The sequence below is a fragment of the Thermococcus kodakarensis KOD1 genome, from assembly GCF_000009965.1.
Taxonomy (GTDB): domain Archaea; phylum Methanobacteriota_B; class Thermococci; order Thermococcales; family Thermococcaceae; genus Thermococcus; species Thermococcus kodakarensis.
Genome location: NC_006624.1, coordinates 1,163,602 through 1,175,762, shown reverse-complemented (window position 1 = coordinate 1,175,762; position 12,161 = coordinate 1,163,602). Strand labels below are relative to the sequence as shown.

Below are 12,161 nucleotides of genomic sequence, written 5' to 3'. Positions count from 1 at the left end.
AACCTTTGGGTCAGTCTCAGATTCAAGCCTCTCCTTCAGCTCCTGGGCGGTCATCCACTCGGGCCCCTCGAACTCCCACCATATAACCTGCCTTCCGTCGGAGTAGTGGGACTTGTGCCGTATCTGTTTTACCACCCAGACCATGTGCTCAGGAGTGATCTTAACTGGAACTGTCCCGTAGGCCTTTATAACAAGGAGTCTTCCCTTGTGCTCCCTTCTCAGAGGTTGGATCACCTTCTTAAACGTCCCAGTGTGCGTCAAGACTTCGTCGCCTTCAGTCAGCTCTGAGACCTTTTTTGCACCGCTTTTGGTGACCACATATGTATCGGGATGCATGCAGAGCGTCGGCGTCGCCGTTATCACCTTTATCAAGCCGTTCCTGAAGGCGTCCTCTATCAGCGTCCTCTCTGCCCTACTCAGGCCGGCGTGATGGAAGGCAACCCCGCCCTTCAGCGCCCTCTTGAGCTTTTCAGTGGTTGGGTTGTCCTCTATGGAGGAGATCAGCTCCTCAAGCCTTCTGGTCTCGGGTTTTGTGAGGAGCTTTGAAACTTTGGATGAAAGCGAGATTGCCTCCTTCTCGGCACTCCTGCGCGTGTTGACGAAAACTAAGGCCTGCTTTCCCTTCTTTACGGCGTCCAGTACGAGACTTTCCCAGTTCTCGGGGTAGTGGTCGATTTTCCCATCTTCCCAGAAGAGCTGGCCGAGGTGGAAGACACCTTTCCTCAGCTCCACCGGGCGCCAATCGCTCACAACAAGAGAAGCGTCCAGCCACTCCGCGAGCTCTTCAGCATTTCCGACGGTGGCACTTAAGGCCAAAATCTGGGCCTTTCCAAGCATGTGGGTGAGTATCATCTCAAGCGTCGCGCCCCTGTCGTAGGAGCCTATGAGGTGGACTTCATCGGCAACTACCAGCTTAACGTCCTTGATCCAGCTCGCCCCGTGCCTCAAGAGGGAGTCGAACTTCTCGGCTGTGGCCACTATTATGTCGTACCTTCCGAGCCATTCGTCGGTTGAATCGTAGTCTCCTGTCGTTGCAGCAACCCTGAGGCCAAGAACTTCCCACTCCTTGAACTCACGGTATTTCTCTTCCGCCAGTGCCTTAAGGGGAACCAGATAGACGGCTTTCCCACCCTCGCTCAGAAGTTTGTTAACCATCACTATCTCGCTCACGAGGGTCTTTCCGCTCGCCGTTGGAATAGCTAACACTAGATTCTTCCCCTCAAGAACGCCGCTCTTCAGCGCCTCTGCCTGGGGTGGGTAAAGCTCCTCGATCCCTCTCTCCTTTATGACGCGTTTTATCCTCTCGTCAATGGGAAGCTCATCAACCTTCATCTCCTCTCACATCCCGATGGAGTGAGGAAAGTGGTTTTATATGCCTACCGCCTGAGCGTTCTATTTGGAGGTCCGTTGACGTTTGCCTGAAGAACCAGAAGTCAATGCTTAATTCGGAATTATTAGTTCTATGTTGGGGGACTTTAGAAAACCCGACCGGAACTTTGTACGAAAAGCTTAAATTAACGCCCGTTGAAATAATATCGTAAAACTCCGAGGTGGTTCCCATGGTTAGGGCCTACGTGTTGCTTACTGTTGAAATTGGAAAGGTCGAGAGCGTTATAGAGGCTCTCAGGAAGATGCCGGGAGTTACGAAGGCAGACGCCGTCACCGGCCCCTACGATGCGATAGTCCACATCGAGGCCAAGGACCTCGGCGAGCTGACCAGAAAGATACTCCACGACATACACAACATTGACGGCGTTATCGACACAACCACTGCAATAGTAGTGGAGACAGAAGAGGAGTGATTACCTCTTCTTTCTCTTGCCGTGGGCTTTGCGCTTCTTTGCCCTGAGTTCTCTGATTTTCTCACAAATCATTCTGAGACTTTTGCCCTTGGGGTATGGGCTCTCGATCCGTAGCATTCCCTTTGTCCTGAGCTCCTCATCGATGCCCGACAGTCTGGGATTCAGCTTTTCAGGTTCGAACTCAATGACCTTCATACCGAGAATTTCAGCGGCATCGCGTATTTCCTCTGGGGTGGGGGCTTCAAGGGCGACCTCTTTTTTAACTAGCCTGCCGTATTTTCGAGGCAACCGCGAATCTATCTCGCTCGGCCACACTACGAACTTCATTCCTTTCACCCGGCAAGATTTAAAAGTTGAGCCGTTAAAAACCCTTCTGGTGATAAATAATGTCTAATGAAGGAGCACTTCATGACTTTATCAGGGCTATAGTGCCGGGTGACATTGTTTTAATCAAGTACTCTTCCAATGCACCCGTGGAGAAAATAGCGTGGGGTGAGATAATACCTTCCATCCACGACCACGGAATCGTGTCAATAGATTTCTGGGGTATTGGTGACATACTCATGAGAAAGTTTGCAAAGACCAGCGGGGTTGAGTATACGAAAATCCTCGACGTTATAAGGGAAATAAAGATCATTAAAATCGGACCTGGAGCAGCCTCGTACGGTGAAGTGCTTGAGGACATAGTCCCCACGTATGAGCCGCAGAACTTCTTAAGGAATTACCATTCCATACTCAGCAGAATTTCCAGACTTCCTCGGAAGCCCAAGTACGCAGTGGTCTTTGGACTCTCCCATTACATATACTTCAATCCTGAAAAAGCCCTGAAATCAATATTGACTGCAGTTGGTACAATACCGGCGGGAGATCTTGCCATTATCAGCTTCGTTAACACCAGCATACTAAACGAGGCACACATTGGAATCCTCGAAGAGCTTAGCACAAAAGTTGCCGAGGTTTCTGGGGGGAAGATTATCGTGGCCGGAGGAGAGAGAATATGATATCAGTCGGAGATAGAGTTCTTCTCGTTGATCCACGGGGGAAACGGTATCTTGTGAAAGTTGAGGATAAAGAGTTCCACACTGACCTTGGCATCTTGAACTTGGGCGAGCTTATAGGAAAGCCCTACGGCGCTAAAATTCAGAGCCACAGAGGGGAGACTTTCACGGCTCTCAAGCCGGACATCAACGACATCATAGCAAAAATGAGAAGAGGTCCCCAGATAGTCCACCCTAAGGACGCTGGAATAATCATAGCCTACGCTGGAATTTCACCGGGCGACACGGTCATCGAGGCAGGGGCAGGAAGCGGAGCGCTCACAATATTCTTGGCAAACGCTGTTGGGCCGACGGGAAAGGTAATAAGCTACGAGGTGAGAAAGGACTTCTACGAGATAGCAAAGAAGAACGTGGAGTTAGCAGGCTTTTCCGATCGGGTAGTCCTGAAAAATAAGAGCATTTACGACGGGATAGATGAGAAAGAAGCCGACCACATAGTCCTTGACCTTCCCCAGCCTGAGAACGTCCTGCCGCATGCAGTTGATGTCCTCAGACCGGGAGGATATTTTGTTGCCTATACCCCATGCATGAACCAGGTGCACCGCTTTTTCAGGGCGCTTGAAGAGTTCAAAGGAGAGTTCATGAGGCCAAGGGTTGTGGAAGTCCTCGTTAGGGAGCAGGAAGTCAAAAGAGAGTGCATGAGGCCGAAGACGACGATGCTGGCACACACGGGCTACATAACCTTCCTCAGGAAGCTGTGAAGTCGGCACTCTTCTCTTCTTCCTCAAATAGAACGTATGCCAGAACCCAGAAGATAACCGATATTCCAAGCGATTTCAGGAGCGGGTTCTCACCCAGGAGCCTCTGGAGGGCTGGCACTGCACCATAGATCAGCGGAAGGAACATGCCAAAGGCGGCCATTATTACAGCGAAAGTGTAGGCAACCTTCTTCATACGTACCCCCAGCCCACTTCTCATGGTCAATTAAAAACGTTTCTTCCATTATCCTTCCGTCGGGCTGAAAAACCTTCGCCGTCCTAAACCTTTGGTTAACAACAGGTTTATAAGCACTTAAAGTTGTGAACCTTTAGATGTCCAAGTTTGGACTCATGTACGGAGGTGTTCATTATGCCTTACAAGATACTCGACAAAAAGGAGCTGGCCATGAATGAGGTGTGGTACAAGATACACGCTCCCCACGTCGCTAAAAAGGTTCAGCCCGGCCAGTTTGTTATCGTCAGGGCATTTCCCAACGGAGAGAGGATCCCCCTAACTCCCGTCACATGGGACAGGGAGGAGGGCTGGATAACCCTCATTACCTTTGTCCGCGGAAAAACGACCATGAGGATGGCCAACGAGCTCAAGCCCGGAGATGAGATCCTCAACGTCGCCGGTCCGCTCGGAAACCCCGCCCCGATGGAGAAGTTCGGAAGGGTTTTGGCTATAGGTCTCATAACGGGTATCGTTGAAGTTTTCCCGATAGCCAGGGCCTGGCAGGAGATAGGAAACGAGGTTACCACTCTTCACGTCTCCCCGAACCCAATGGTAATCCTGAGGGAAGAGTTTGAGCAGAGCGTCTCCAGGCACATCGTCGAGGGCTTTGACCTTCAGCCCGGCTGGGGGATGAACGAGATAGCGCAGGAGCTTGTGAAGAGAGCCACAGCCAAGGTCAGGGAGCTCCTTGAGAACGAGCACTTTGATATGGTGCTCACCGTCGGCCCTGCTGGCGGCCAGAAGGCGATATTCAACGTCGTTAAGGAGTATGGAATCCCGATGCACGCCGACCTTCACCCAATCATGGTTGATGCAACCGGAATGTGCGGAGCATGCCGTGTTACCGTTGGAGGAGAGGTGAAGTTCGCCTGCATCGACGGGCCTGGGTTCGACGCCTATAAGGTCGACTGGGACGAGCTGATACACAGGACGGGTTTCTACGCCCCGCTTGAGAGGCTCGCCCTTGAGCACTATCTAAAGCAACTCCAGGCCCAGGGAGGTGAGCAGTGATGCCGAGAAGGAAGCTCATCAAGGAGAGGGTTCCGACCCCCGAGAGGCCCCCGGAGGAGAGGATTAAGGACTTCAAGGAAGTAAACCTCGGCTACACCTTCGAACTGGCCGTTAAGGAAGCCGAGCGCTGTCTGCAGTGCCCCTACGAGTATGCACCCTGTATCAAGGGCTGTCCGGTTCACATCAACATTCCTGGATTCATAAGCAAGCTCGTTGAGTACCGCGACGATCCTGACAAGGCCGTTAAGGAAGCCCTCAACGTCATCTGGGCCTGCAACTCACTCCCAGCTACGACCGGTCGTGTCTGCCCGCAGGAAGACCAGTGTGAAATGAACTGTGTCATGGGCAAGGTCGGCGACAAGATAAACATCGGCAAGCTTGAGCGCTTTGTTGCTGACTACGCCCGCGAGAAGGGCATTGATGAGGAGCTTCTCTTTGAGATAATCCCGAAGATCGAGAAGAAGGGCCAGAAGGTCGCTATCATCGGAGCTGGGCCAGCTGGCCTCACCGCCGCCGGAGAGCTGGCGAAGCTCGGCTACGATGTTACCATCTACGAGGCCCTCCACGAGCCCGGAGGAGTCCTGATGTACGGTATCCCCGAGTTCAGACTTCCGAAGGAGATTGTGAACAAGGAGATTGAGAAGCTCAGAAAGCTCGGCGTCAAGATACTCACCGACCACGTTGTTGGCAGGACAGTTACCATCGAAGAGCTCCTCCAAGAGTACGATGCTGTCTTCATTGGTTCCGGTGCTGGAACTCCGAGGCTAATCAACGCCCCGGGAATCAACCTCAACGGAATCTACACCGCCAACGAGTTCCTCACGAGGGTCAACCTCATGAAGGCCTATCTCTTCCCTGAATACGACACACCGGTTTACGTTGGCAAGAAGGTCATCGTTATCGGCGCTGGAAACACCGCAATGGACGCCGCTAGGAGCGCCAGGCGCTTCGGTGCAGAGGTGACCATAGCCTACCGCCGCGGTGAGGAGGACGTCTCGGCCAGGGAGGAAGAGGTCGAGCACGCCAAGGAGGAGGGCATCAAGTTCGTCTACTTCGTCAACCCGGTCGAGTTCATAGGCGACGAGAATGGCAGGGTCAAGGCAGTCAAGTTCGAGAAGATGAAGGCTCTCGATGAGAGGGACGCCAGGGGCAAGAGGAAGATAGTCGGTACCGGCGAGTACGTAACCCTCGAAGCGGACACCGTCATTATCGCCATTGGAAAGCACCCGAACAGGCTCATCATCAACACACCTGGCCTCAAGGTCGAGCGCGGAAAGATCGTCGTTGATGAGAACCTCATGACCAGCATTCCGGGCGTTTTCGCCGGTGGAGATGCCATAAGGGGAGAGGCAACCGTCATCCTGGCGATGGGTGATGGGAGGAAGGCCGCGAAGGCCATCCACGAGTACCTCACGAAGAAGAGGCAGGAAAAGGCGAACGCCTGATTTCTTTTCTTCCCCTTTGTGGTACCGTATGCTTTTTATGTCTGGAAAACCTGGCGGTGAAAAGACTTATAATGTCCTATTTTGGGAGCTATTGAGTGATACCATGGCATCTGTTTCAGCTGTTATAAGGAATTTCCGGCCGCTTGAGGGCCGGGCATACATCGGTCTCATTGGTCTGGCGATACTGATGAATGCAAAGTGGGTTAGTCGTGATGAGGCGTTGCTGGCCTTTATAGCTGGGGTGTTCTTCGTTTGGTACGCATTCTCAATAAACAACTGCTTCGACGTGGACACCGACTCACTGAACCCAGATAAGGTTAAGAGGAATCCAATAGCCAGCGGGGAGCTCAGTTTTTGGGAAGGCGTGGCAATCTCTGTGGTTCTTGCCCTGCTTGGAACGGCTATCGCCTCCAGAACGAACACCCTAATGTTCATCTTTTACCTTCTCATGACTCTCCTCGCGACCATCTACTCCGCACCGCCGAGGCTGAAGGCGAGGCCGGTGGTTGATGTGCTCTCTCATGGCCTCTTTTTCGGCGGGCTTCCCTTCCTCTACGGCGCTTCAATGGACGGGAGAATCTCAGGCATCGAGGCGCTTATAGCACTCAGCGTTACCCTCTACTCCTTTGCCCTCGAGCTCAGGAACCACCTCGGCGACTATGAGAGCGACCTTAAGGCGGGCCTCAAAACGACGCCGATAGCGCTTGGAAAAAAGGCCTCTGAAACGCTTGTTGTGGTATTCTCTTGGGCCTCAATTGTCCTGCTGGTGGTGGGATTTACCCCCCTTGGAGCACTTGGGGCAGTGGCAGTGAAGCTTAGGATAAACTACCGGACGTTGGACGCTCTCATGCTGGCTTTATTGGTTGCACACACCGCCAGGTTGGTGCTCGGTGGATGATGTCTTAGGGGTGCAGGAAAATGAAAATAGCCCTCGTCAGCGACTGGTACTACCCAAAGATCGGCGGCGTCGCCACTCATATGCACCAGCTTGCAATCTATCTGAAAAAGCTCGGCCACGACGTTTCAATAGTGACTAATGATCTAAAAACGGGAAAGGAAAAAGAGCTTGAAGAGCTGGGGGTAGGATTGGTTAAAGTCCCGGGTGTCATCAGTCCGGTGCTCGGGATAAACATAACCTACGGGCTGAAGTCGAACAGAGAACTAGGCGAGTTTCTCGTGGATTTTGATGTTGTCCACGCCCACCACGCCTTCACTCCACTCTCGCTGAAGGCGGTTAAGGCCGGGAGAACTCTCGAAAAGGCAACACTCCTCACAACCCACAGCATATCCTTCTCCCACGAGTCTTCCCTATGGAAGGCCCTTGGGTTGACTTTTCCACTCCTCAACCACTATCTAAAATACCCCCATGAAATAATAGCCGTTAGCAAGGCTGCGAAGGCGTTCGTAGAACACTTCACGGATTCTCCAGTTAGAGTTATTCCGAACGGCGTCGATGACGAGCGCTTCAGACCACTGAGCAATAAAGAGAGAGAACTGGTGAGAGAAGAGCTTGGAATAAACGGAGACTTAATTCTCTACGTTAGCAGGATGTCCTTCAGGAAAGGGCCCCACGTGCTCCTCAACGCCTTCCAGAACATAGCAAGGGAAAAGGAAGATGTCACACTTGTTATGGTCGGCTCTGGCGAGATGCTTCCCTTCCTGAAAGCGCAGGCAAAATTCCTGGGCATTGAAGACCACGTGAGGTTTATGGGCTATGTCCCTGATGGACTTCTTCCGAAGCTCTATGCTTCCGCAGATGTTTTTGTCCTGTCATCAACAACGGCAGAGGCCTTTGGGATAGTAGTGCTTGAGGCGATGGCCTCTGGAATTCCAGTTGTCACGACAACGGTTGGTGGGATCCCTGAAGTCGTTAAAGAAAGTGAAAGCGGCATACTCGTCCCCCCTGGCGACGAAGCGGCACTTGCCGAGGCAGTCTTAAAGCTCCTCTCCGACAAAGGGCTTGCCAAAAAGTTTGGAGAAGCCGGGAGAAAAGCCGTTGAAACGTGCTACTCCTGGAAGGTTGTTGCGGGCGAGATAGAAAAAGTGTACGAAGAGGTTTTAAGCGAGTTGTAGGCAGGCAACGCGGCGATGACGAACCTCACGATAGCTGAAGGGTGATGAGGGGCATACTGGCCGAGCCGCTATCCTTTTAACTTTCGGTTTGGAGAGTAAAACGAGCGATGACGAGCTCTAGGGTATCTGATTGATAATGATGAAGAAAAAGAGCCGAGCTCACTTCTTTCCCTTCGAAGATTTCTTCGAATTTTCTGAAGTCTCGAGCCCAAGCTTTATCCAATGAACAGTCCCTTTAAAATGATGGCCTATTCTTAAAGAGAAAAGGTCAAAGCTCGAGGCTGAGCCTTCTGACGACCGGGTCCTCGGCCTCTTCTGGCTTTATCTCCTCGATGCTCTCAATCCATATCTTTGTTCTCGGAACCCTGTGCTTGCTCCCGATGTCAGAGTAAACGAGCTCCCTTACGTGCTCCTCCTTGAGGGCCCTGTACTCCTTGGTGAAAGGCTGCTTCTTTCCGAGCCTCTCAAAGGTACCCTTGACGCGGAAAACCTTGACCTCCATTTTTCACACCTCCTTCCTCCGCCACTACTCAGGCCATTTTTTAAGCTTTGCTTCAACCAAGGAAGCCGAGGGCTTCCTCGATCTTCACTATCTCAGGACCAGTCGTCAGGTGCCCGACAACGACACCATACGAGTTGGCCAGCATGCAAGAGCCAACGAATGGAACGCCCATGTTGGCTGTGCCGACGTAGATATCAACGCCAAAGAGGTCGCTCAGCCACTCAAGCTCCTCGTCAGTTGCCTCGGGATGGACGAGCCCGCCCTTGTTCGTGACGACGCCAACGCTGCCGACTGAGCGGTAGCTGGCTATCATTCCCCTCTCGACCTCATCAACGCCCAGTATCTCGCCTATCGCGTTTGCCTCCTCCCTCGTGAACTCCTTGCTGACGAGGGCGGCCTTATCGTTGGTCAGGATGAGGTTGCCAAGGGCTGTGAGCCTGCTCTTAAAGGGGACAACGTCCATGTCAATACCGAACTCGTTGAGAGCAGTTTTGATTCTCTCAAGCTCAGCGTCCCAGATGTACCAAGGGACGATGATTGCGTTGGAGTTGCCGGCGGCGAATATTCCAACTATCCTCGACTTCATGATGCTGGTTTCGATGATCGGGACTTTGAGAACTTCTCTCAGGACTTCCAGCTTCTTCTCACCCAGTCCCTCTCTCAGGAGAAGAACCCTGTCAGTTGCGCGCCCGTAAACACCGAGATATGGGGAGTTCTCAAAATCGAGTCTCTCTATGTGCATCTCGTCACCTCTAAAAAGTGGTTAAAATCAGGCGAGGGAGACCCTTGCTATCCTCTTCCCCTCGCTCTCCTCAACGACAACCTTGACGCGGAGCTTTCCTGGCGGCTTCTCAGCGCCGCGCTCCCAGATCTTCTCGTTGACGTCGGTGCCTATTATGACCTCGTCAGCCTTGGCGTGCCTGGCTATCCACTCGCGGACGAAGCGGGCAGCCCTCGGTGCCCTCTTCCAGCGGGGAACCCTCTTCTTGATCTTGTTTATCGGGACGACGAATATGACCTCTTCACCGGGCTTGATCGGCATTTACATCACCTCACTCCTTAAGCTTTGTCCTCCTCCAGTGTCTCCTCTTCGGGTGAGTGATAACTTTCCTGTTGGTCTTCACAATAACCCAAACAGGGACGCGCCTGTTCTGCTTTGCAGCCTTGGCGAGCCTGAGCTTCTTCGCAAACGGCTTGTTCCTGGCCATAGTTACACCCCCTCCTTTTGCCTGTTCATGCTTTGGAAATTCGTTTTTAAGCTTTTTTGTGTTTACCATTTAAATATCTCATTCGTCGGGAACCAGGTGATGCTCCCTGCATCTTGCTTCGTAGCTTTCCCTTCCCCCAACGAGGATGACCGGCGAATTCCTTGGAGCGGGCTTCCCGTCTATCAATCTCTGACTCCTCGTCGCGGGCTTTCCGCAGACCGTACAGACCGCCGTCAGATAGACGATGTTGTCCGCCCTCACGAGGAGTTCTTTCGTCACAGGGAACGGGTCGCCCTTGAAGTCGAGGTTGAGCCCGCTGGCTATGACGTAAATTCCCTGATCGGCGAGCTCGTTTAAGGCCTCCACAACTGACATCGGAAAGAACTGAACTTCGTCTATTCCAATGACCTCGTAGCCCTCATTGAGCGTTATCTCCTTTATCCTTTCAACTCCTTTTTCTGTGGTCGGCACTACGAAGGCCTCGTACCTGAGCCCGTTGTGTGCAACGACTTCCCTTTCGGAATAGCGATTGTCTATGGCCGGTTTGAATAAGGCTGCCTTTCTCTTGGCGAAAATCTGTCTCTCGACCCTTTTGATCAGCTCGGTAGTCTTTCCGGCAAACATTGGGCCAGTTATGACCTCAAGAAAACCGCCCGGGTGCATCGGTTTCACCGAGGAAGGTGAAAAAGAAGGGTTAAAACGGTTTGGGCTCAGACTTTCTTCACGATCAGCTTGACCCCATCAACCTTGACCACTTCAACCGTGTCCCCGACTTCGAGCTTATCATCACTGAGCGCTATCCAGTTGTCCCCCTCAAGCTCAACGAGGTAGTGGTCTTCCGCTACTTTAACGACTCTCCCCCTCTTCCCTACCAGCTCGAAGGTGTACTTCTTCTCCTTTTCTCCAATGTCCACGACGTCCTTTCTGATGTACCTGCCGACGAGGATGTAGGCGAGGACGCCGAAGATCAACGCAACGACAAAGCTCTCCGTGAAGTTCCAGCCGAAGCCTAAGAGAATCCCAAGAACGGCAAAGGTAACCCCTATGGGTGTTATGAATGCCGTAACCATCATGTCGAGCAGGATTATGAGCAGTCCAAGGATGAGGAGAAAAATCGGGAAGGGGTCCATGGCCCCTCACTCCGTCATGTCTTTAGGCTTTTCAAGCTCTTCGCTGTTCTCACCACTTCCCTGGGGCTCTTCCTTCTCGTTCTTCGGCGGCTGAGGGAGCGGCATGTCCTTGACCTTCTGGAGGATTCTCAGCAGGCCGATGAGAGCCTCTGTGTCGTACGGGACTATGAGGTTGCCGTACTTGGCAAGGTCGGGAAGCTTCTCGATGTACTGGAGCGTGAGGTACTTCTCGTCCGCCATCCTGAGGGCCTCAAGCACCTTCCTGATTGCCTCTGCCTGGCCCTCAGCGATGAGTATCTGCCTCTGCTTCTCACCTTCGGCCTTCAGAATGGCCGCCTGCTTCTGGCCCTCGGCCTCCCTTATGGCGCTCTCCTTCTTACCTTCCGCCAGGAGTATCATGGCCCTCTTCTCCCTCTCCGCCGTCATCTGCTTGGCCATCGCCTCCTGGATGTCCTTCGGCGGGTCTATCCTCTGTATCTCGACGCGGGTTATCTTAACGCCCCAGCGGTCGGTTATCTTGTCCAGTTCTTCCCTCAGGCGGGCGTTGATTATGTCCCTACCAGAGAGAGTCTCATCGAGCTCCATCTCACCGATTATGGCACGCAGGTTGGTTTGGGCGAGCTTGACGATGGCCATCAGGAAGTTGCTCACGTTGTAGACGGCCTTTATCGGGTCGATTATCTGATAATACACCACGGCGTCAACGGTTACGACGACGTTGTCCTTACAGATGACTTCCTGAGGGGGGACATCAATGACGTGCTCCCTCATGTCGACCTTTTTGACGTGCTCCATGAAAGGGATTATGAAGTGTACACCGGGGTCGAGGATTCTGTTGAACTTTCCGAGCCTCTCCACCAGACCTTTCTCGTAGGGCCGGATTATCTTGACGCCCAGTAGCAACAGCAGGAGTAAGAACAGACCCAGGACGAATATTACAAAGGCGGCAAAGCCAGCCATTACTACTACCTCCCGAAATTTCTAGACTTCTTCTATGTT

The 12,161-nt window shown here is 52.6% G+C and carries 16 protein-coding genes and 1 pseudogene; 7 read left to right on the top strand and 10 right to left on the bottom strand.

The features are described from left to right. Positions 1–339 precede the first annotated feature (339 nt). Positions 340–1,332, bottom strand: a pseudogene (locus tag TK_RS12355) (DEAD/DEAH box helicase); the annotation flags it as partial. A gap of 227 nt (positions 1,333–1,559) precedes the next feature. Here TK_RS12355 and TK_RS06605 point away from each other — a divergent pair. After that, a complete protein-coding gene (locus TK_RS06605; RefSeq protein WP_011250282.1) occupies positions 1,560–1,802 on the top strand; it encodes an Lrp/AsnC family transcriptional regulator in 243 nt (80 codons plus the stop codon). Here TK_RS06605 and TK_RS06600 read toward each other — a convergent pair whose 3' ends face one another. Continuing rightward, positions 1,803–2,129 carry a signal recognition particle protein Srp19 gene (locus TK_RS06600; protein WP_011250281.1) on the bottom strand — a complete coding sequence of 109 codons (327 nt, stop codon included), beginning with the start codon at positions 2,127–2,129 and terminating at the stop codon, positions 1,803–1,805. A gap of 59 nt (positions 2,130–2,188) precedes the next feature. On the opposite strand from TK_RS06600, the gene TK_RS06595 reads away from it, so the two are divergent. Both TK_RS06595 and TK_RS06590 read left to right on the top strand, forming a co-directional pair. Then, positions 2,189–2,803 (top strand): DUF257 family protein, encoded by a 615-nt coding sequence (locus tag TK_RS06595; RefSeq protein WP_011250280.1) that lies wholly within the window; start codon positions 2,189–2,191, stop codon positions 2,801–2,803. Further along, positions 2,800–3,561 (top strand): tRNA (adenine-N1)-methyltransferase, encoded by a 762-nt coding sequence (locus tag TK_RS06590; protein ID WP_011250279.1) that lies wholly within the window; start codon positions 2,800–2,802, stop codon positions 3,559–3,561. The genes TK_RS06595 and TK_RS06590 overlap by 4 nt, the downstream gene beginning before the upstream one ends. On the opposite strand, the gene TK_RS06585 is transcribed toward TK_RS06590, so the two are convergent. Beyond that, positions 3,548–3,754, bottom strand: a complete 207-nt coding sequence (locus TK_RS06585) for a hypothetical protein (RefSeq protein ID WP_011250278.1) — start codon at positions 3,752–3,754, stop codon at positions 3,548–3,550. The genes TK_RS06590 and TK_RS06585 overlap by 14 nt on opposite strands. Before the next feature lie 174 nt (positions 3,755–3,928). Here TK_RS06585 and TK_RS06580 point away from each other — a divergent pair, with 174 nt between their 5' ends. The 4 genes from TK_RS06580 to TK_RS06565 all read left to right on the top strand — a co-directional run bounded on the left by TK_RS06580 (position 3,929) and on the right by TK_RS06565 (position 8,322). Beyond that, positions 3,929–4,804: a sulfide/dihydroorotate dehydrogenase-like FAD/NAD-binding protein gene (locus tag TK_RS06580; RefSeq protein ID WP_011250277.1), complete on the top strand. Its 876-nt coding sequence runs from the start codon at positions 3,929–3,931 to the stop codon at positions 4,802–4,804. After that, positions 4,804–6,249, top strand: a complete 1,446-nt coding sequence (gene gltA / locus TK_RS06575; protein ID WP_011250276.1) for an NADPH-dependent glutamate synthase — start codon at positions 4,804–4,806, stop codon at positions 6,247–6,249. The genes TK_RS06580 and gltA overlap by 1 nt, the downstream gene beginning before the upstream one ends. 103 nt (positions 6,250–6,352) lie before the next feature. Continuing rightward, positions 6,353–7,147, top strand: a complete 795-nt coding sequence (locus tag TK_RS06570) for a UbiA prenyltransferase family protein (protein ID WP_011250275.1) — start codon at positions 6,353–6,355, stop codon at positions 7,145–7,147. Between the two features lie 20 nt (positions 7,148–7,167). Continuing rightward, positions 7,168–8,322, top strand: a complete 1,155-nt coding sequence (locus tag TK_RS06565; RefSeq protein WP_011250274.1) for a glycosyltransferase family 4 protein — start codon at positions 7,168–7,170, stop codon at positions 8,320–8,322. A 268-nt stretch (positions 8,323–8,590) separates the two neighbouring features. Here the strand turns inward: TK_RS06565 and rpl18a are convergent, their stop codons facing one another. From rpl18a to TK_RS06530, 7 genes are all read right to left on the bottom strand, one after another. Further along, positions 8,591–8,824, bottom strand: a complete 234-nt coding sequence (gene rpl18a / locus TK_RS06560) for a 50S ribosomal protein L18Ae (protein WP_011250273.1) — start codon at positions 8,822–8,824, stop codon at positions 8,591–8,593. A 52-nt stretch (positions 8,825–8,876) separates the two neighbouring features. After that, a complete protein-coding gene (locus TK_RS06555) occupies positions 8,877–9,566 on the bottom strand; it encodes a translation initiation factor IF-6 (protein ID WP_011250272.1) in 690 nt (229 codons plus the stop codon). Positions 9,567–9,593: 27 nt separating this feature from the next. After that, positions 9,594–9,866: a 50S ribosomal protein L31e gene (locus TK_RS06550; protein WP_011250271.1), complete on the bottom strand. Its 273-nt coding sequence runs from the start codon at positions 9,864–9,866 to the stop codon at positions 9,594–9,596. 10 nt (positions 9,867–9,876) lie between these two features. Then, on the bottom strand, positions 9,877–10,032 hold the full coding sequence (locus TK_RS06545; RefSeq protein WP_011250270.1) for a 50S ribosomal protein L39e: 156 nt from the start codon (positions 10,030–10,032) through the stop codon (positions 9,877–9,879). A gap of 78 nt (positions 10,033–10,110) precedes the next feature. Further along, complete coding sequence (locus tag TK_RS06540; RefSeq protein WP_048053721.1) at positions 10,111–10,695, bottom strand: thymidine kinase; 585 nt, start codon at positions 10,693–10,695, stop codon at positions 10,111–10,113. A gap of 47 nt (positions 10,696–10,742) precedes the next feature. After that, positions 10,743–11,162, bottom strand: coding sequence for an NfeD family protein (locus tag TK_RS06535; protein ID WP_011250268.1), 420 nt, complete (start codon positions 11,160–11,162; stop codon positions 10,743–10,745). A 6-nt stretch (positions 11,163–11,168) separates the two neighbouring features. After that, positions 11,169–12,122 carry an SPFH domain-containing protein gene (locus tag TK_RS06530; RefSeq protein WP_011250267.1) on the bottom strand — a complete coding sequence of 318 codons (954 nt, stop codon included), beginning with the start codon at positions 12,120–12,122 and terminating at the stop codon, positions 11,169–11,171. Between the last annotated feature and the right edge of the window lie 39 nt (positions 12,123–12,161).

What these genes read in the sequence shown, in the direction of transcription:
- TK_RS06605 (WP_011250282.1), top strand. Translation starts at nt 1,560, where the DNA reads ATGGTTAGGGCCTACGTGTTGCTTACTGTTGAAATTGGAAAGGTCGAG.
- TK_RS06600 (WP_011250281.1), bottom strand. Translation starts at nt 2,129, where the DNA reads ATGAAGTTCGTAGTGTGGCCGAGCGAGATAGATTCGCGGTTGCCTCGA.
- TK_RS06595 (WP_011250280.1), top strand. Translation starts at nt 2,189, where the DNA reads ATGTCTAATGAAGGAGCACTTCATGACTTTATCAGGGCTATAGTGCCG.
- TK_RS06590 (WP_011250279.1), top strand. Translation starts at nt 2,800, where the DNA reads ATGATATCAGTCGGAGATAGAGTTCTTCTCGTTGATCCACGGGGGAAA.
- TK_RS06585 (WP_011250278.1), bottom strand. Translation starts at nt 3,754, where the DNA reads ATGAAGAAGGTTGCCTACACTTTCGCTGTAATAATGGCCGCCTTTGGC.
- TK_RS06580 (WP_011250277.1), top strand. Translation starts at nt 3,929, where the DNA reads ATGCCTTACAAGATACTCGACAAAAAGGAGCTGGCCATGAATGAGGTG.
- gltA (WP_011250276.1), top strand. Translation starts at nt 4,804, where the DNA reads ATGCCGAGAAGGAAGCTCATCAAGGAGAGGGTTCCGACCCCCGAGAGG.
- TK_RS06570 (WP_011250275.1), top strand. Translation starts at nt 6,353, where the DNA reads ATGGCATCTGTTTCAGCTGTTATAAGGAATTTCCGGCCGCTTGAGGGC.
- TK_RS06565 (WP_011250274.1), top strand. Translation starts at nt 7,168, where the DNA reads ATGAAAATAGCCCTCGTCAGCGACTGGTACTACCCAAAGATCGGCGGC.
- rpl18a (WP_011250273.1), bottom strand. Translation starts at nt 8,824, where the DNA reads ATGGAGGTCAAGGTTTTCCGCGTCAAGGGTACCTTTGAGAGGCTCGGA.
- TK_RS06555 (WP_011250272.1), bottom strand. Translation starts at nt 9,566, where the DNA reads ATGCACATAGAGAGACTCGATTTTGAGAACTCCCCATATCTCGGTGTT.
- TK_RS06550 (WP_011250271.1), bottom strand. Translation starts at nt 9,866, where the DNA reads ATGCCGATCAAGCCCGGTGAAGAGGTCATATTCGTCGTCCCGATAAAC.
- TK_RS06545 (WP_011250270.1), bottom strand. Translation starts at nt 10,032, where the DNA reads ATGGCCAGGAACAAGCCGTTTGCGAAGAAGCTCAGGCTCGCCAAGGCT.
- TK_RS06540 (WP_048053721.1), bottom strand. Translation starts at nt 10,695, where the DNA reads ATGCACCCGGGCGGTTTTCTTGAGGTCATAACTGGCCCAATGTTTGCC.
- TK_RS06535 (WP_011250268.1), bottom strand. Translation starts at nt 11,162, where the DNA reads ATGGACCCCTTCCCGATTTTTCTCCTCATCCTTGGACTGCTCATAATC.
- TK_RS06530 (WP_011250267.1), bottom strand. Translation starts at nt 12,122, where the DNA reads ATGGCTGGCTTTGCCGCCTTTGTAATATTCGTCCTGGGTCTGTTCTTA.